This window comes from Kordia sp. (assembly GCF_965283645.1).
Taxonomy (GTDB): Bacteria; Bacteroidota; Bacteroidia; order Flavobacteriales; family Flavobacteriaceae; genus Kordia.
The window spans coordinates 2,499,732-2,518,870 of sequence record NZ_CBDIPG010000001.1 but is presented as its reverse complement, the minus strand read 5'-3'; the positions used below and the strand labels follow the sequence as shown (position 1 = coordinate 2,518,870).

At 31.6% G+C, this 19,139-nt stretch carries 20 protein-coding genes; 10 read left to right on the top strand and 10 right to left on the bottom strand.

Annotation, left to right across the window (positions count from 1 at the left end; genetic code table 11):
- Positions 1–195: 195 nt before the first annotated feature.
- Complete coding sequence (locus ACQ654_RS11115; protein WP_430410402.1) at positions 196–525, bottom strand: hypothetical protein; 330 nt, start codon at positions 523–525, stop codon at positions 196–198.
- A 271-nt stretch (positions 526–796) separates the two neighbouring features.
- Between ACQ654_RS11115 and ACQ654_RS11110 the strand changes: the two genes are divergently transcribed.
- Positions 797–994, top strand: coding sequence for a hypothetical protein (locus ACQ654_RS11110; RefSeq protein WP_430410401.1), 198 nt, complete (start codon positions 797–799; stop codon positions 992–994).
- A 452-nt stretch (positions 995–1,446) separates the two neighbouring features.
- Here ACQ654_RS11110 and ACQ654_RS11105 read toward each other — a convergent pair whose 3' ends face one another.
- Complete coding sequence (locus ACQ654_RS11105) at positions 1,447–2,502, bottom strand: hypothetical protein (RefSeq protein WP_430410400.1); 1,056 nt, start codon at positions 2,500–2,502, stop codon at positions 1,447–1,449.
- A gap of 593 nt (positions 2,503–3,095) precedes the next feature.
- On the opposite strand from ACQ654_RS11105, the gene ACQ654_RS11100 reads away from it, so the two are divergent.
- From ACQ654_RS11100 to ACQ654_RS11070, 7 genes are all read left to right on the top strand, one after another.
- On the top strand, positions 3,096–3,911 hold the full coding sequence (locus ACQ654_RS11100) for an AraC family transcriptional regulator (RefSeq protein ID WP_430410399.1): 816 nt from the start codon (positions 3,096–3,098) through the stop codon (positions 3,909–3,911).
- A 75-nt stretch (positions 3,912–3,986) separates the two neighbouring features.
- Complete coding sequence (locus ACQ654_RS11095) at positions 3,987–4,481, top strand: VOC family protein (protein ID WP_430410398.1); 495 nt, start codon at positions 3,987–3,989, stop codon at positions 4,479–4,481.
- 473 nt (positions 4,482–4,954) lie between these two features.
- Positions 4,955–5,806, top strand: a complete 852-nt coding sequence (locus ACQ654_RS11090; RefSeq protein WP_430410397.1) for a helix-turn-helix transcriptional regulator — start codon at positions 4,955–4,957, stop codon at positions 5,804–5,806.
- 69 nt (positions 5,807–5,875) lie between these two features.
- Positions 5,876–6,598, top strand: coding sequence for a metallophosphoesterase family protein (locus tag ACQ654_RS11085; protein ID WP_430410396.1), 723 nt, complete (start codon positions 5,876–5,878; stop codon positions 6,596–6,598).
- A complete protein-coding gene (locus ACQ654_RS11080) occupies positions 6,588–6,809 on the top strand; it encodes a DUF7220 family protein (protein ID WP_430410395.1) in 222 nt (73 codons plus the stop codon). The genes ACQ654_RS11085 and ACQ654_RS11080 overlap by 11 nt, the downstream gene beginning before the upstream one ends.
- A 39-nt stretch (positions 6,810–6,848) precedes the next feature.
- The gene (locus ACQ654_RS11075; RefSeq protein WP_430410394.1) at positions 6,849–7,481 is read left to right on the top strand and encodes a hypothetical protein; all 633 of its coding nucleotides are present in this window, start codon (positions 6,849–6,851) and stop codon (positions 7,479–7,481) included.
- Positions 7,482–7,774: 293 nt separating this feature from the next.
- A complete protein-coding gene (locus tag ACQ654_RS11070; RefSeq protein WP_430410393.1) occupies positions 7,775–8,608 on the top strand; it encodes a 2OG-Fe(II) oxygenase in 834 nt (277 codons plus the stop codon).
- A gap of 350 nt (positions 8,609–8,958) precedes the next feature.
- Here ACQ654_RS11070 and ACQ654_RS11065 read toward each other — a convergent pair whose 3' ends face one another.
- The 8 genes from ACQ654_RS11065 to ACQ654_RS11030 form a co-directional block, all read right to left on the bottom strand.
- Positions 8,959–10,098 (bottom strand): lipopolysaccharide biosynthesis protein, encoded by a 1,140-nt coding sequence (locus tag ACQ654_RS11065; protein WP_430410392.1) that lies wholly within the window; start codon positions 10,096–10,098, stop codon positions 8,959–8,961.
- Entirely contained in the window at positions 10,091–11,140 is a 1,050-nt protein-coding gene (locus ACQ654_RS11060; RefSeq protein ID WP_430410391.1) for a glycosyltransferase, read from the bottom strand. The genes ACQ654_RS11065 and ACQ654_RS11060 overlap by 8 nt, the downstream gene beginning before the upstream one ends.
- Positions 11,141–11,309: 169 nt before the next feature.
- A complete protein-coding gene (locus ACQ654_RS11055; RefSeq protein WP_430410390.1) occupies positions 11,310–11,639 on the bottom strand; it encodes a GIY-YIG nuclease family protein in 330 nt (109 codons plus the stop codon).
- 395 nt (positions 11,640–12,034) lie between these two features.
- Positions 12,035–12,421 (bottom strand): GIY-YIG nuclease family protein, encoded by a 387-nt coding sequence (locus ACQ654_RS11050; protein ID WP_430410389.1) that lies wholly within the window; start codon positions 12,419–12,421, stop codon positions 12,035–12,037.
- Positions 12,422–12,530: 109 nt separating this feature from the next.
- Entirely contained in the window at positions 12,531–13,382 is an 852-nt protein-coding gene (locus tag ACQ654_RS11045) for an FkbM family methyltransferase (RefSeq protein WP_430410388.1), read from the bottom strand.
- Positions 13,383–14,309, bottom strand: coding sequence for a GNAT family N-acetyltransferase (locus ACQ654_RS11040; protein ID WP_430410387.1), 927 nt, complete (start codon positions 14,307–14,309; stop codon positions 13,383–13,385).
- Between the two features lie 7 nt (positions 14,310–14,316).
- The gene (locus ACQ654_RS11035; RefSeq protein WP_430410386.1) at positions 14,317–15,255 is read right to left on the bottom strand and encodes a polysaccharide deacetylase family protein; all 939 of its coding nucleotides are present in this window, start codon (positions 15,253–15,255) and stop codon (positions 14,317–14,319) included.
- Positions 15,256–15,312: 57 nt separating this feature from the next.
- On the bottom strand, positions 15,313–16,746 hold the full coding sequence (locus ACQ654_RS11030) for an ArnT family glycosyltransferase (protein ID WP_430410385.1): 1,434 nt from the start codon (positions 16,744–16,746) through the stop codon (positions 15,313–15,315).
- A 101-nt stretch (positions 16,747–16,847) separates the two neighbouring features.
- On the opposite strand from ACQ654_RS11030, the gene ACQ654_RS11025 reads away from it, so the two are divergent.
- Positions 16,848–17,588 (top strand): glycosyltransferase family 2 protein, encoded by a 741-nt coding sequence (locus ACQ654_RS11025; RefSeq protein ID WP_430410384.1) that lies wholly within the window; start codon positions 16,848–16,850, stop codon positions 17,586–17,588.
- 33 nt (positions 17,589–17,621) lie between these two features.
- Positions 17,622–19,040: a B12-binding domain-containing radical SAM protein gene (locus ACQ654_RS11020; protein WP_430410383.1), complete on the top strand. Its 1,419-nt coding sequence runs from the start codon at positions 17,622–17,624 to the stop codon at positions 19,038–19,040.
- Positions 19,041–19,139 lie beyond the last annotated feature (99 nt).

Genomic DNA, 19,139 nt, shown 5'->3' with positions numbered 1-19,139 from the left:
CATAAAAATACTACAATATCAATAAAAGTAACACAAACCAAACACTTATGCAATTGGATTTTCTGTAAATGGTTATAAATCTGAGATGAAATGCTTTGTAAGTTTCATTCTTTAGGCGTCATTTTGTAATGTAATTGCAAAAATTGAATACACAATTGCATGCTGTTTGCTAACTTTTATTTTGGCTACTTGTAGTTAGTTCTTGAAAATATGATTATAAATGTCTGAAACTTTTTCCCAATCAGGATCTTTTGTTCCGCTAAATTGTATAAACCGATCTTCTCTATCTTCCAATCGATCTTTCATATCAAAAATACATCCGCCAATAGTTTGCATATCCGCTTCTTTACGGTAAAAGAAAATTTCGAACACTTCACCAGACAGTATTACAACAATACGAATGGTGGCTTCTTCTATAACTTCAGTAATTATTTTTTGAAATAAAGACATTAAAATCTCTTTTTCACGCTCACTAGGAAGTTGTTGTTCATTTCGTTCAAATACTTGAAGACTGACTAACCACATATAATCGAAATCTTCTCATAACAATGCGGCAAGCTTTCGAGAACTTACAGTAGTGTTTCGCAGACCTGCAACTAGCTTTTGTTTCTGTTCGAAAGTGTCTTGCAAACCAGCAATTAACTTTCGAGAAGTACTGAAATGTTACTGTAAACGTGTATAAAATTTTGAAAAAACAGGATGCAATCAGAACACATAAAGGCAAGGAAATTATAGGTTAGTATTTATAAATTGCCACGATATTCCTTTTGTAAATGGTAATTATTCTAATAGTATTGTGCCATTATTAATCTTAAACTCTTACATTTTGAAAAAACAAAATCTTAAAAATTTAAAACTCAACAGACAGCCTGTTTCTAATTTAAATCTAAAAATAACTGGTGGCGGAACAGGTCATGGATCATGTGGATGTGTAACTGATACATGCCACGAAACATTTACATGCAGAGCATATGGATGTCCTCCAGAGAGATAGACACTAGTAACCTGAGTTCGATATAAAAATTAATAGCGGTTTTCCTCTTTTCCGCAGTATAGCAGGGATTTTTCGTTAAAAATTTTTGAAATCTTGGAGAAAATTTAGAAAAATTCGTACGGTTTTAGTTTTTCACAAAAAGAAAGACTAAAAATACCTCTGGAAAAGCGCGCTTTCTTTTGTTGAAGCCTGTGCTGAACCTGATTCAGTATTCTTTATATGAATAAAGAAAATGAAAGTAAATAACTGAAAATCAAATAATTATATTGAAATTTTTAATAATCCTTAAATTTTAATTTTGTAAAAGTTATATCGAACTCACGTTAGTAGTAAACCAGAGAGGTTGTCTAAAAAGTCAATGCTAATGTTATTATGAGAAATTTTCAATTTCGAAGTAATACATTTTTAGATAACCTCTTCTTTTTTCTTAATGTATGTTGAATGGAGTTAATTTAATGAGAAGGCAATACGTTTTCAAATAAAAACCCACCGATAATTTCGTGCGCTTTTGGGTTGATGTGTAAATCTTCATCCCAATATACTTTTTCAGTAGCTTGCGCCAAAGGCGGTTTTAAATTATAATTGACAATGTTTTCTGTATGAAGCCAAGCAATCAAATCATTTGTTAACTCTTCATTAGCTTGCATAGCATCTGCATCAATATCAAATAAAGATTGAATCTTAGATTTAAATGCTGGATTGGTTTCTATTTTGGACGGCAATAATGTAACCACCAATTGAATATTTTCTTGCGCACACAATGCTTTAATTTCTAACAAGTACTTTTTTGCTAGGCGTAAAGCTTTTTCTTTTTCGCTCGGAAACGACTGAAAATACAAAGTTTGTTCAATACCTTGTGAAAATGGAATTGCTTTCTTTTCAGCACTATAAAATTTCTTTTTTAAGCGTGTATAACTATTTCTAAATACATTACCGACACTTGTTCGGTTATCTTCAAAAATAGGAGCTTCTCTAAAATCATTGCCCGTAAATACATTAATTATGTACATATCAGGTTTAAGATATTTGTATTTTTTCAAGAAACCTAAGTAGTTTCGAAATGTATAATAACCAACGCCACCATTGATGCAATTGTAATAGGTAAGACTGTCTGAAGCGTTTAGTTTTTCTTCCCAAATATTAATAAACGATTGCGGATTGTGTTTTAAAACGCCATCTGTATGCGAATCACCTGTAACTAATACTCGGTATTCGTTGGGAAGTTTTTTAACAATATCATTATCTTCCCTAAATCCTAAATTATTGGTTCTGCGTTCGGTAGTAAGCTTTTGTTGCGGTGTTCCCCAATTGTCATAAATCTTTATATCAGGAATATGAACAAACATTGCTAATGAATCTTTTTGAAGATAGGTAACTTGATTTGGACCTGTCATTTCAAAAAACGATTGTATTCTGTTTGCAGCAACAAAATAGCTAATAATGCTTACAAGCAACAACAAGCCAAGTAAAACACATACGTTAATAAGAATCAGTCGCAATCTCTTCATCACTACAATTTGAAACAAATATACAATAAACAAAAAAGTGACTCATGATTTTAATATCAAGAAAATATCCTAAAAAACCCTACGTTTTTAATTGCTTGTTGATATCATGTATCCATTCAAAACTTCCTGTTGTACATACGTTGGAATTAATAAGAAAATCAACTATTTAACGTGAGTTCGATATAGTTAAAAACTATAATTTTATTCGAAATATCTTCTTTTCCGAAGCCTTGGAGAAAATTTAGAAAAATTTGTACGGTTTTAGTTTTTCCCTATAAGAAAAACTAAAAATACCTCTGGAAAAATGCATTTTCTTTTGTGAAGCATATTCTTTCACGTTAATTGAAGCATCATAATCAAATCTGCCAACACTAATTGACAGTGCCTTTTTATCTGTACAAATCCCGCAACAATATTATCTACTTTAGAAAAGCATATTGGCAAAAAACAACGCTCTTCAATAACAATTTGTTGTACTCCAGATTTTTTCAAGAAAGAATTAATATCTGTAAATCAAAAACGATTTTATTTTTATAAGTTAAAGAATAACAATCTGAAAGAAATCAATACTTTTAGAGAAAAAATGACCTTTTATGAATTATCAGACCTTTCAGCCTCATCCAGATTTAGAATCGCTTATTAGTTGTTATTGGACTTTAGAAGTGCCTGCTGATAATGATTCGGGAAAACAGCGGATTGTTCCTGACGGTTGTATTGAAATGGCTTTTATTCTTGGAGACGATATAAAGCGATATACTTCGGAAGACGAATTCATCTTGCAACCTCGTGCAATGATACTTGGACAAACCATTGCCCCATTTTATATAGAACCAACAGGATATGTGAATACGTTTGCAATTCGATTTTATCCATACGGATTTGCCAATTTTGTAGCTGAACCAATTAAAAATTTAGCGAATAAAGAAACACCGTTAGAATTATTGTTTGAAGAAAAAATCGTCCAGGAACTCGAACAAAAAATAATTCAAGCAACAAACGTTGAAGAAAGAATAGAGATTATAGAAAAATTTCTCTTGGAAAAGTTAAACGAAAAATCAACCGTTGAGAATATTGTAAAAACAACTGTTGATGCCCTTTTACTTACAAATGGCAACGCACCGATAAAAACGATTCTTAAAAACGACTTGTCTAAAAGAAGACAACTTGAGAGAAAGTTTGCAAAACAAATTGGTATTAGTCCAAAACAGTTAGGCAAATTAATTCGGCTACAAACCGCATTAAAAATGATACTTAACAAAGAGGGAGAAAGTTTAACTAATATCGCTTACGAAAGTGAATATTATGATCAAGCACACTTCATTAAAGACTTTAAGGAGTTTACAGGAACGAATCCAAAGGAGTTTCTAGGAAATGAAAATATGACTCTATCTGCTCTTTTCTACAAATAGATTGAGTGTCGCATTTTTACAATTTTAACGTTCTCGAATAATCTAATTTCGTATTAATTAATTTAAAGAGAAAAAATGAAAAGAATCCTACTCAGTATTACTGTAATACTTGCTTTTGGCCTAATGGCTTGTAACACTCAAAATAAACCTAATTTAGAAGTACGAAAAGTAGATTCTAGTCAAGAACAAACAACAAATAATATGAAAAGTTTTATTTCCATTTTTGAAATTCCAGCAATGGATATTTCACGAGCAGTCAATTTTTATCAAGCAATTTTGGATGTTAACATAGAGAAAATAGAAATGCCAGAAATGGACATGGGAATATTCCCATACGAAGGACAAATGGTTACAGGAGTTATCATTCAAGCAGAAGGCTACAAACCTTCGGCTAATGGCACAACTATATACTTAAATGGAGGAGATAATCTTCAAATCATTCTTGATAAAGTAGAAAAAAATAGTGGAAAAATAATTGTTCCGAAATCACTTCACGCAGATGAAAGTGGATATTACGCATTATTTCTTGACTCGGAAGGAAATAAAATTGGGTTGCATTCTCCAAACTAACCGTGGGAAAAAGAACGAGCGCACGTCAATGTATATGTGTTAGAGCTAGTTGGTTAAGACTATAGCTTTAATACTTATTTGCGAAATCGCCAAATTTTAAATTTGGCTTTTTGTGTTTACAAGGAAAAATTTAAAAATTTGACTTGTGCTTACCCGAAAAGATAGTATCTTTTTACACGCTATGTTTCATACACCAAACCGTTACCAAAAAAAATAAACGAAAAACTCTAGGTATGATTGAAAAATTCAGGACTGAAAACAGGTAGGGAAAATTATGGAAAAGAACTTTTCTCTAACGGAGTTTTTTATAAAAAATGCGAAGATTGAAGCTAAAGAGTTTCCGAAGTTAGCCCAAATGGAATTACCAATATTGCTAATAAAAAAATGGTGGTAAAATTGATTTTAAAACGCTACTTTTCTTATACACAACCTTGTAAATAATTAACTGGCGCAAACGATAATACTTTTTCTATATGATTCAACTTGAAGAAATAACTTCATTCCCCACTTTTTCTAATCAATTGGAAAATAAGATATTGTACTCTAATCATTCTGATGACATTTCAATATCTTATCAATCTACCTATACAATAAAGTATGTTATCGATGGTGTAAAACAGTACAACTATAATAATCAAGATATAGAAGTTTCAAAAAGTCAATATTTAATTTTAAATAATGATAATCTAATTACCACCGAAGCAAAAAAAGGAACAAAAGGTTTATCATTATTCTTATCTCCAAAATTGATTAATGAAATAGCTCATTTTTACTCAAGAAGCCATTCTTCAATAAAATTTCTTGAAATAATCCAAAGAAGTTCTAATCAAAAAGTCAAAAACTTACTTCATAAAATAGTTTACTTATATGAAAACGATCAAGTCTGTTTGAATCAACAAATGGATGATTTATTCATAACAATTTCTGAACTAATTATTCAAGAACAAGTTTTGGTTGATAATAATTTTAAAAGATTAAAAATAGTTAGACAGAATACTAAAAGAGAGTTATACAAATCAATAACTGAAGCAAAAGAATACCTCAATGATAATTTTAGAGATAAAACTTCACTTGAGATACTTAGCAAAGATATAGGAGTTAGTAAATACTATTTACATAGGCTTTTCAAAGAAATAAATGGGAAGACACCGCTTGAATATTTAACTGATATTCGTTTGGAAAACGCAAAGAATAAACTTCAATACTCAAAGGACTCTATTTACGAAATAGCTATTACATCTGGTTTTGATAATACAGCTTACTTCTCTAATGTATTTAAAAAACACGTTGGATTATCGCCAACACAATTTAGGAAAGCTTTATAAAATCAGCAAGATTTTATAACTGTTCATAAAAAAACGTTTTTACTTTTGGTTTTAGAAAACTAAAGCTAGATGGTAAAAAAAATAGCTCACATCACTGATTTACATCTTGATGAACAATTTCCTTTTGAGGATAAAATATCTGCAAGAAAACGATTTGATAACATCTTAAAAAGTATTAAAGATAATGACATTAACCATATTGTCTGCACAGGTGACATCGGAGAAAATGAAGGCATTCCATATTTCTTTGATCGGCTTAAAAAAATGGATTTATCAATTGCTTTAGGAAACCACGATAATTTTATAAAAATTTCCAAGCATTACAATTTAGGAGCTGATTATAGTTCAAAAAAAATCTATAGAAGTGAACTCAAAAATTATTTCAAGTTTATCTATTTAGATTCTTCTTCAGGCATTTTAGATGCTAAACAACTCAAATGGTTAAACAGCGAACTTATAACATCTAAACCTATTATCATTTTTATCCATCATCCGATTATTGGACTTAATTTGAAAGTAGATGAAATAGGAAAGTTGAAAAACAGAAAAGACCTCATTAAAATATTAGAAAAAGTGCCTAATAAAATTGCTGTTTATTGTGGTCACTATCATATGGAGAGTACTTTAACTCATAAAAACATTACGCAATATATTACACCAGCAGTAGCTTTTCAAATTGAAAAAAACATTTCAAACATAGAAATAAATACTACTATTTCTGGTTACAGAATTATTCAACTTGAAAATAACAAATTATCTTCAGAAGTAAAAGTTATAAATAATGCAAACTAAAAAACAATCCTTTCTTGAAAGCTTGGCGAATGTGACAGTTGGATTTTTAGTCACCATAATTTCATTACACATAATATTTCCGATTTTAGGAGTAGAAAACCACTCTGGTAAAAACACCTTGATAACAATCTATTTAACAGTTTTAAGTATCTTAAGAAACTATATTTTAAGGAGATACTTTAATAAGAAACAAAGCTATGATGAAAAATAATTGGCGTTCTATTTTTAAACAATCAAACCAAAAGTATTTATGAAAAAATTTCGACATCAATTTTTCAACAATAAAAACAATTCTCTAAAGAAAAAGTTATTACTCATAACATTATTGTTCGGTTTTTACAATTTAAATGCGCAAGTAAAATTTAGAATAGAACCTGGATTTCTTTTAAAAACTGAATCCGAAAATTTGGGGCTAATGTTTAATATTGAGCCTAATATCGAAATTTCCAATAATTGCGTTATCGGATTGAGGTTTGGACTTGCATTAAATCCTCAAAAAATTGAAAACAATGATAGTTCTCAATTCTTTATTGATGATGAAAATGATAATGCCGTACTTTCATTTATGCCGACATTCGATTATTACTTGAATGAAAATCATATTCGCCCATATTTAGGATTAGGCTTGGGATATTATTTATTTTCATCAGAAGAAATAGCGATCTCTTCAGGAGATGTAACTGAAGGAAACGTAAATAACCAATTAGGACTTCTATTAAGAGGAGGTTTTGAATGGAGGAAAACAAAAATTGGATTGGAATATAACTTCATTCCAAAAGCTGACATTAAAATACAAAACAACCAAACAATAGGGACCGTTAATAATAGTTATTTCGGAATATCTATTGGATTTTTAATTGGAGGTGGAAAAAGTACAAGATAAATGCAAATTTTAAAATTCGGCTCTGTGCTAATCCGAAAAGTTAGCCTGTTTTTATACACTACGTTTCATATGCCAATCGTTATACTCAGCACTAACAAGTGATTTCTTCTCAAACCTCTTGATTCAGTTTTCTTTGGGAAAGTAAAGAAAACGAAAATAACGAATTAAGAATTAGGATCTATGTTGATATTCTATTGAATAATTGTAAAAGGATACTAAATCCAGACTAAAATCTTTATACAAGAATCTTATATTTTATGTACATTTAGAGCGAAATTCAAGGAAGCCATCAAATGATTTTTGATTACTCAAAGAGGAAAGACACATTCGCTAGTGATATTGCGGCGTATCAAGCAGCATCACCATATCCACACATTATCTTGGACGGTTGTTTGGAAGAAACTGCAGCCGAAAAAGCGCTTCGTGTGTTCCCGAAAATTAAAGATGAAGGCTGGATTCATTATGTACATGTAAATGAAAAAAAGCATGGACTTAATAAACTTGAATTAATTCCTGAATTTATCCGTGATGGAATCATCAAAGAGCTAAATTCACCCGAATTCATACACTATTTAGAACAATTGACAGGAATTCCAAACCTATTACCTGATACTACAATTGAAGGCGGCGGCATTCACCAAAGTGAAAATGGTGGGTATTTAAATATTCATGCAGATTTTACCGTACATCCACACAAAAAAATGTGGCGTCGTCGTGTAAATGTGTTGGTGTATCTCAATAAAGATTGGGAAGCCGATTATGGTGGCGATTTAGAATTATGGGAGAAAGATATGTCGAAATGTGCTGTGAAAATTGCACCTGTTTTTAATAGAATTGTCATATTCAATACGGATGAAGATTCGTATCACGGTTTTCCCGATCCAATAACCTGTCCAGAAGATGTAACGCGAAAGTCAATTGCTTTGTATTATTTTACAGAGGAAAAAACGGGTTCGTTTAAACGACGATCAACTAATTACCGTGCGCGTCCCAATGATGGATTCAAGTCAGTTTTAATTTGGTTAGATAAAAAAATGATTGCAGTTTATACATGGCTCAAAGGAACATTAGGCATCAATGATGATTTTATCAGTAAAGTGTTGAATTTTTTTAGGAGGAAAAAGTAGGGTAGATTTTTAGTCACGCTTTGCTTCGGAATATAGTTTTGTTATTCCTTTGTAGCTAAGAATCCATTCAGAAAGCTACCTATTTTTTAAAGAATGGCTGCCACTCAAGACAATTCCAATAGAACTCCATTCAATAACTCTTCATTGTGCTGAACTTGATGTAGTAGCTCACGCATTTGGACTATTTTAGTTCTCCGTCATTACGAGAAGTTTGCGACGAAGTAAGCTGTTTATCGATAAAAAACTAGCTTCATTTCATTCGTTATGACGTTTAAATCTTAGCTTTGAACGGCTAGTGCAAATTTCTAATTCGTGGCAAAAGCACAATATTTTAATCATTAAATTAGTCACTACGCAAATCGTCTATACATTTTAAATACGAACAATAATACCCATTGTGTAATACAAACACTAAGTAAGACTCCAAAAACTTCATAGGTTTCTATCAGGGAAAGAATCAAGCAGAAACTCACAAAAAAGCCTAAAAAACTGATGTAGATAATAATATGTTCTTGATGGTTTTTCATGAGTTCCATGATGTTTAACGTATAAAAATAACAAGGTAAGGCAATCAATCCGCCAACAATATAATATTCATAACCAAACCCTAATTCCACAAAGTATTCCATGACAAACCAAATGACAAATACACCAAGAGTGGTAAGTGGCAACGAAACAGTATAGAGTTTGTATTTTATTTTTTGGACAACTTCATCCGAAACGCGATATACATGTTTTGTAAATGGAATAGTAATATACGCCGCTAATGCTTGCAACATTAAAAATGCAGTAATTAGTAATTGATATTCTGCTAATTGCGATTTTTCTAAGTACAAATCAACGATGTAAATATCTGTTTTAGAAATTAACCAACCACTCAATCCAAGAATAAAAAAAGGCAATCCAGCTTTGAATTCTTGCAAGGATATTGTTGCAGAAAATGATACTTTCCAAAGACGTAGTTTCAAACTAAGTAGTATAAATTTTACTAAAAAAGAAACCACATACAGTTGTAAAAATGTTTCTAGCTGAAACGTTTCAATATAGAATATACTTCCAAGAATAATTGCAAAACCAATAATTTCCGCTAATAATTGTGCACCAAACTTTTGATGATAAATAACTAAAGTACTCAATGATGTATATGCAAAAGTCAATACGACAAGTGCAACTGCCCAACTAGCAATTACTGTTGGAAAAAATACAAATAGTAGCAAAGAAAAAGGAAGTAGCAAACACCGAGAAAAGAAATTGCTAAAAAAAGCATGATACATTTTTGCAGGTTCTTCACTGTATTTTCGAAGTAAATAATCACGATTTCCCCAACCAAGCATAAATGTTGTAAAGAAAACCCATAACATCACATCAATCAAACTTGCCCAGTCAATTTTCCCGAAGATTTTTACACCTAAAACCACAATCAAAAAGTTGAAAGCAGGAGTGGCAAATCCTTGAATCGTATTAACTCCTATAGTGATCAATTTACGCATGATACAAAGATAAATAAGCGTTTATAGTTTCAGATTCGGTACTTAATGTGATGCGTTTTTTTGGTGTAGCTTCCGCTAAAAGTAATTGTTCACAAGCTTCAATCAGTTCCGTTTTGCGTTCGCCAATGTGCCAATATGAGGCAGTTTCGGCTAATCCGACATTATATGAAACAACCTGCATTCCCGAATACAAGGCTTCCAAAAATACAAAACCAAACGATTCGTAAGCACTTGTGTGAAGTAAGATATTCGATTGTGCCATTTTCTCAAAAACAATCGATCTAGGCAATTGGCCAAGCAAAGTAATCGTATTTTCTAGTTGTAAATTTTTAATCTTGATTTCAAGTTCATTTCGTAATGTACCATCACCAATAATAACAACGCTGAGGTTTGTATGCTTTTTTGCTACAACTGCAACAATATCGATAAAATCTGAATAATTCTTGATCGTATTCAATGAGCCAACTCCTAAAATATCAATCGTATTTTCTTGTAATTTCGGAAATTCAGAAATATCCAAATGCCATGGAATAATGGTAGATTCTAAATGATACGTTTTCAATAATGCTGTTTGATGATTTTTAGAAAGTGTGACCATTTTTACATTAGAACCGATCAAATATTTTGCAAATGAATTCTTAATTGATGCATCTTGTCCCATCACCGTAACCACATGATTGATACTGTGTTTTTCTGAAAATTGTTGTCCAACTTTAGCACATTCGCCAACCCAAAAACTATGAATCGTATCAATTTTACGTTTTTCATGAAGCTTTTCAAGTGTTTTAAAAGCTTTTTTCCACGTCCAAAGTTTCTTCAAGCGTTTGTTTTTTCCGTTAAGCGGAATCACTTCAATACCATGCCAATCGTACACGTTTTTTGTAAACGGAAACTGAAACGTAAGTAGTGTTAATTTGGCATTAGGCAATGCTTTGCGAATACTTTTCAAAAACACTTGCAACGCAGGAATTGTGGTAGAGTCATTCTCAGATTCCGCAAAACCTGGTGTTAAGAATACGATATGTGTGTTTGTCTCTTTCATTTTTCATTCCCGTGAAAATGGAAATCTCTTTGTTTTATATTGTGGATTCCTGCCTACGCAGGAATGACATTTAGTTTATTTTGTCATTCCGCACTTGATTTGGAATTTATTTTATTTATTATTGTCTGGATTCCTGTTTGTGTAGAAATGACAATTTAGTTTTGTTTTGTCATTCCGCACTTGATGCGGAATCCATGTTCATTGACCAATCTGCTGCTAAATCATTCCAATTAGGATTCTTTTCCTCAATTAAGTCTATTTTCCATTGTCGTTTCCACTTCTTTAATCTTTTTTCTCTTTTGATAGCTTCATCAATATGTTGAAATACTTCAAAATACATGAGTTTTGTTAGATCATATTTTTTAGAGAATCCTTTAATTAACTTATTTTTATGCTCAAATATTCTTCTTTCTAAATTGTTAGAAACACCAATATATAATGTTCCGTTCTTTTTACTAGAAAGGATATACACATAATATTGATGAATTGTTTTATACATATTGTTATTTATGGATTCCTGCCTACGCAGGAATGACATTTAGTTTCGTTTGTCATTCCGCACTTGATTTGGAATTTGTTTTATTTATTATTGTTTGGATTCCTGTTTGTGTAGAAATGACAATTTGGTTTTGTTTTGTCATTCCGCACTTGATTTGAAATTTATTTTATTTATTATTGTTTGGATTCCTGTTTGTGTAGAAATGACAATTTAGTTTTGTTTTGTCATTCCGCACTTGATTTGGAATTTATTTTATTTATTATTGTTTGGATTCCTGTTTGTGTAGAAATGACATTTAGTTTTGTTTTGTCATTCTGCACTTGATGCGGAATTTATTTTATTTATTATTGTCTGGATTCCTGTTTGTGTAGAAATGACAATTTGGTTTTGTTTTGTCATTCCGCACTTGATGCGGAATCCATGTTCATTGACCAATCTGCGGCTAAATCATTCCAATTAGGATTCTTTTTCTCAATTAAGTCTATTTTCCATTGTCGTTTCCACTTCTTTAATCTTTTTTCTCTTTTGATAGCTTCATCAATATGTTGAAATACTTCAAAATACATGAGTTTTGTTAGATCATATTTTTTAGAGAATCCTTTAATTAACTTATTTTTATGCTCAAATATTCTTCTTTCTAAATTGTTAGAAACACCAATGTATAATGTTCCGTTCTTTTTACTAGAAAGGATATACACATAATATTGATGAATTGTTTTATACATATTGTTATTTATGGATTCCTGCCTACGCAGGAATGACATTTGGTTTTGTTTTGTCATTCCGCACTTGATTTGGAATTTATTTTATTTATTATTGTTTGGATTCCTGTTTGTGTAGAAATGACAATTTGGTTTTGTTTTGTCATTCCGCACTTGATGCGGAATCCACTTAATTATTCTTAGTTTCTCGTGTCCACTCCACATTTGTAAACACCAAATCCGTTTCCTTAATCAATTCAGGTTTTTGTGCTAAATCGTCAAACGTAATTGCTATTCCATTACTTTTATAAATGTAATTATAGGCTTTTAAATCATCATACAGATTCGCTATTTCTTTACGAATTCGATTTTTATACAATGAAAACCCAAATATGTTTTCCAATCGTATCAATACTTTGTTTAAAAATACAAACGGAATGTTTTTATGATATATATTTTCATTCAAAAAATTATAATGAAAAGAAATATACAATGTTGGATAGTTAACTTTTTCTAACGCTTTTCCAATAGTTGGTAAAATTCTAAATTCGGCGCCTTCCACGTCCATTTTGATAAAATCTACTTTCTGAATGTGTTCTTGGGCTAAAAAATCTGCTAATGAAACTGTTTCCAATTCCAAGGAGTTTTCCGTATCGCGTTTGCGTTCTAAAATACTACTAGACGAAGCGCCATAAGTTTCCCGTGCAGACAAACGCACAGTTTCTTTTTGAGCAGAAATAGCCGTTTTGTACGTTTTTATTTTTTCAGCTACAGCTGGATTCAAGGCAACATTTCTATTCAACTCGCTAAAACACACAGGATCAGGATCGAGCGCATGTACTTCTCTGGCAGTTTTTGCAGCGTATAATGTAAGAACGCCACTCCAAGAACCAACGTCCAATACTACCGAATCTTCATTGATAAATTTGTCAAAAATCGCAAACGTATGCGGTTCCCAATCAATGGAATTGATGTACGTCCAATAGTGTTTATTCTGTCCAGGATCAACCTGAAACGTATGATTTTTAAGCTGAATTTGCATCTAAAATGTGTCTAAATCTGAGTACGTAAATATAAAATCTTTTAAATCGATTTCAGGGTCAAAATCCAAATAACCAACCAACCACGATTCTTTCGGAGCTGTAATGGTTTGTAATTGCGCTGCCATGGTAGAATCCACATCAACTTGAAATAAAAACTCTGTAATGCCTAAGAAAAATGCTTTTCGCTTCAACTTTTTCATGGCTTTTTGTAATGCTTCCGCAGATGGTGCATAAAATTTTCCAACATGAATTATGGCTTGAATCTTTAACCAAAATACACAACCTTCAAGTTCTACACAATGATGACTTTTGAAACTATTTTTATAATTTATAAAGTCGTTTGTGAATTGTATTTGATACTTTTCTGTATGTTCCTTGTTTAATTTTTCAATGGCTTCTTGCGATACTTTTTGCTTAAAAAAAACATCATATAAATGATTCCAACGCAACTTATTCAACACTTTTCCAATAGGAAGCGTGTTTACTTTTACATGAAACCGTTGTAAGTTTTCGTGCTCTTTCCAGCCTAGTTTTTTTGTACTGCGATAGGTATTTGCACTATGAAAAGCGTACACATATTTCATGTCGTTCTCTTTCATGATTTCATAGGCAAATTTTGCTAACGCATTGTGCAAGCCTTTTCGCTGATGACTTGGTAAGGTATACGAATCACAGGCATGTGCTACAAATATTTCACGCTCGTTATTCTTAAATTTTTGTGGAACGGCACCATAAAAAGCCACTGGAATTTTATCACAATACGCAATGCTACAAATGTAGTTGACGCCAACATACGACGTGTTGTATTTGTTTTGTAAATAGTGGAGTGAGACTTTCTTTTTGAAGACTTTCCAGAACAATTCTTTGATAGCGGGAAAATCATTATTATCCACACGTTTGAGACGATAAATTTCTTTGTATAGCATATATTTTCTAAAAGTAAGAACCTTTTAACAAATACGCCAATTGTTGTTCTAAAGATATATACGGATTCATCACAAACCTATTTTTCCATGTGTCGTTTTTGGCATCTTCTTTTATATTGTAATCTACCAATAATAGTCGTTCAAAACCTATTTCCTCACAGTAATCTGCTAATTCCTGATTGTAATAACCAAACGGAAAAGCAAATTCGGTCATTGGTTGTTGGCAAATGATTTCTAGTGTTTCTTTACTGTGTAAAATTTCTTTTTTGGCTTCTTCCAATGGAATATCTACCAAACTGGCATGCGTTTCTCCGTGCGCGCCAATGGTAAACAATGGATGGTTTGCAATTTCTTTGATTTGTTTGGCATTCATGAGTTTCCAATACTCTTCAAAATCCTTTGGAGAAAGGTTTTTCCAATCATCTTTAAAAACATCATAAATCATTTCTAAAACTTCGTATGGCAATGCTTTGGCAACGTTTTTCATGGAAATTCCATTCCAAACAAATTCTTTTTTAGCACTTTTTTGATAGAGATTCCGTTCAAAAATGATTTCTTTTTTGTCAGTATGATACGAAACGAGATCGAGAAAATCTGCCCATAAATATGGTGCTTTATCATGAATCGTAGTAATGTAAAAACAGGCTGGAACGTTGTATTTTTCCAGAATTGGAACTGCATATGTATAATTATTTAAATAACCGTCATCAAATGTAAGTGCAATATTGAGTGTGTCTTTTTTGAATTTCTTCTGATAGAAATCATCCAACGAAATTACATTGTAATGTGTGGTAATATGCTTGATAAATTCTTCAAAAAAAGCTTTAGAGATAAATCGGCTATTGTATTTGGTTTCGCCAACGGCATCAATTCCGTGATAGACTAAAATTCGTTCACCATAACGATCTTTCAATAACAATTTTCCAAAACCGAGTTTAAACAACATCGTTTTGTAGAGTAATCCTAATCGATATCTGATACGCATCCAAAGCATATTTCTTCTTTATTTTTTAGCTTCAATTTGATACAATTTCCATCCTTTCGAATGTGTTTCTAGTACTTTTAATTGATAATTCTGTTCAATAAATTCCCAGTTCAACATTGGGTTTTTATCTTTCCATTGAGTTTGATAGCGCGCAGCATCAAACAAAATTAAATCATTAGCTTGAAACTTCTCATAACGTTCCAAAAACATGTTTTTATAGTCAAAATCCAAACCGCGACCTTGCATTGCTAAATCTACATCAAAACTATATAACGTTTCGCCTTCATACGGTTTTATCATGCTAGCTAGTTCTTTTTCAATAATAGTACGTTCAAAAATTAACTTGAATGTCATGCTGAAAAAGAATATTTGCAATGCTATAAAAAAGATTCCAACTGGAATGAAAATTTGTTTTATGTATTTGAATTCCATTAACTTTCCAAAAGCAGGAAACATTAGAATTAAAATTAACGGAAATACTAAACCTAAAATTCGTGGATTTTGAAACGGAATTCCTGCCAAAAATAAAATATACAACGTACTACAAATCAAAAGTGTTTTTTGATGAAAGCTAAAAAGTGATTTGTGATTTTTCAGAGTGATTAAACTTAGAATACTTCCCAAAAAGATAAATCCGGGATGAAAAAACACATACAATGCATAAATCAAATTTGGAAACGTATAACTTGTCGTGCCATCTTGCGTGGTAAAACTCGATTTAAAATAGTTTCCAACGGACCAATTTTCCAAAAATGGATTCGAAGTTGCTTCAAACAATGCGCCCCATTGAAAAATTAAAAATGGAATTGCTATAATAATACTTCCTAAAGTTGCAACGGCAAGTTGTTGAATTTTTTTTCGTTTCCATACCAAATACAGTGTATATAGTATTATAGGAAACGTGATAAAAATGGAAGCATACCGCGTCATTAATGCACAGGTAGCAAAGATGAAAATAGGAGCGAAGCTTGTATTCTTATAATATGATTTGAAAAAGAAATAGAATGATAACACCACAAAAACCATTGCCAATGCATCAGACATGACAATTAAGCCCATTTTTAAGAGAAACGGACAAAAAACGGCAAAAATCAATACATAAAAAAAGCGAAACGGCGCCGTTGGATATAGTAATCTAATTGTTTTTAAAATGTACACGCAGGCAACAGAGAAACTCACACAACTTAGAAGTTGCAATGTGAGTGAAGTGCCAAAAATAAAACCGAACAAACTACCTAAAGTTGGGTATAAAACTGGCCAAAAATAATTCCCAGGATGAACGTTTTCCGTAACGTAATTTTGAATTGCGTTTGAGTAGCGCAAATATTCATACGAATCTTGTCCATATAAACCATCAAAACCAACAATTCTTAATACAAACAATAAGAGAAACGGAATAAAAAAAACCGTCAAATTCTGGTAAAAAAAAGGAGGTAATTTAGATAATTTCAATGCTGTTTTTGTTTTGCGTATATAAATATAGTTGTTAAATTGTCGATCGTAAAAAAATAGGATTGTTTTTTACATTTTTATGTGCAATTAAGCCAAAAACCATGATCAACTCTAAGAAAGTAATTATTGTACTTCCTGCATATAACGCTTCGGAAACTTTGCAAAAAACGTACGAGGAAATTCCGTTTGATATTGTTGATGAAGTCGTTTTAGTTGATGACAATAGTACAGATGAAACACTTCAAGTAGCAAAAATTTTAGGAATTAAGCATGTTGTAAAGCATGATGAAAATAAAGGGTATGGTGCGAATCAAAAAAGCTGTTATAGAAAAGCATTATCGTTAGGAGGCGATATTGTAGTGATGTTGCATCCTGATTATCAATACACGCCAAAATTGATACATTCCATGGCGTATTTAATTGCAAATAATGTGTATCCTGTTGTAATGGGTTCACGAATTTTAGGAAAAGGCGCGTTGCGTGGCGGAATGCCAATGTATAAATATATTGCGAATCGTTTTTTAACGTTGTTTCAAAATATATTGATCGGTCAAAAATTATCTGAATATCACACCGGATTCAGAGCTTTTTCTGCGGAGGTATTAAATTCTTTAAACTTAGAACACAATTCAGACGATTTTATTTTTGACAATCAAATGTTGTGTCAAATTTTTAATAATGGCTTTGAAATTGCCGAAATTACCTGTCCGACAACATATTCAGAAGAAAGCTCTTCAATCAATTTTCAACGAAGTATGACATATGGAATAGGTGTTTTGAAAGTGTCAATTCAATATTTTTTACATAAAAAGAAAATAAAGTCATTTCAAATATTCAAATAGTCAGTATCTTTATAAAAAAAATAATTATCCGTTTTGAAAAAGCATAAAATTCTCTTATATAACCCAATAGCTGTATTTTTTGATATGCCACTTGCCTTGTTAGCAATTGGTTCAGTTCTCGATCCTGAGCAATATGAAGTTATTATTGTTGATGGTCGTATTGATGAAAAACCACTGGAAACAATTGGGAAACATATTGGTGAAGCGCTATGTTTTGGAACTACTGTGTTAACTGGAAGACCTATAAAAGATGCGTTGGATGTAACGCAAGCTGTAAAAAAGATGCGCAAAGATATTCCTGTAATTTGGGGCGGTTGGCATACATCTTTGTTTCCAAAACAGACGTTGAAAGACGAAATTTGTATTGATGTTACAGCACAAGGACAAGGAGAAGATACGTTTAAGGAATTGGTAGAAGCATATGCAACTACTGGAGATGTTTCGGGCGTAAAAGGAATTTGCTACCGAAATAATGAAGGTGAGATTATCAAAAATCCGCCACGTGTAATTGTTGCAATGGATACATTTTCAGATATCAATTATGAGTTGATTGACGTTGAAAAATATTTTGAAAAGAAAGGAAGAAGACAACTCGATTATATTTCTTCGACAGGTTGTTATTTTAGATGTACATTTTGTGCAGATCCTTTTGTGTATAATAGAAAATGGACAGCAATTTCACCAGAAATTATGGTAAATAAATTAGCTGAACTTCACGAAAAATATAAGTTTACCGATTTAAATTTACAAGATGAAACGTATTTTACATACAGAGATCGTGTGATTGAGATTTCGGAACGAATGATTGAAAAAGGCTTGAATATTACTTGGGCAGCAACGATGCGTGCCGATCAAGGTTCGCGAATGTCTGTTGAAGATTTTAAAATTTGCGCAAAATCTGGATTGCGACGATTGTTAATTGGAGTAGAATCTGGTTCGCAAGAAATGATGAATTGGCTCAAAAAAGACATCAAAATTGAGCAAGTATACATGTGTGCCGAACGTTGTAAAGATTTAGGTATTGCAGTACAATTTCCGTTTATTGTTGGCTTTCCAGAAGAAACAGACAAGAGTATTGAAGAAACGGTTAAAGTTGCACTCGATTTAAATAGTATGCATCCAAACTTTCATACACCAATTTTTTACTTTAAACCGTATCCTGGAACGACAATTACAGATAATGTGGTAAAAGAAGGTTACAAGCTTCCAGAAACAGTACATGAATGGTCAGACTTTGATTTTGTTGGTTCGTCAGGACCTTGGGTAAGTGAAGAAAAGTACGATTTCTTCGAGAAATTTAAGTTCTATCTAAAATTTGCATATTCCAATCAAAAGTTGATTTACAAACCATTACAATTGTTAGCAAGATGGCGTTGTAAGTATAAATATTTTAATGTTCCTGTTGAGAAGAAAATTGTAGATACATTCTTTAAAAAACAGCAATTAGCGTAGTTAGATTAGAGATACTTCGCTTGGTTATTAATACTACTTTACTTGTCACTTCTACGTAGGCAGGAATCCATTTTTTATATGTTTTCAACAACCTAAACG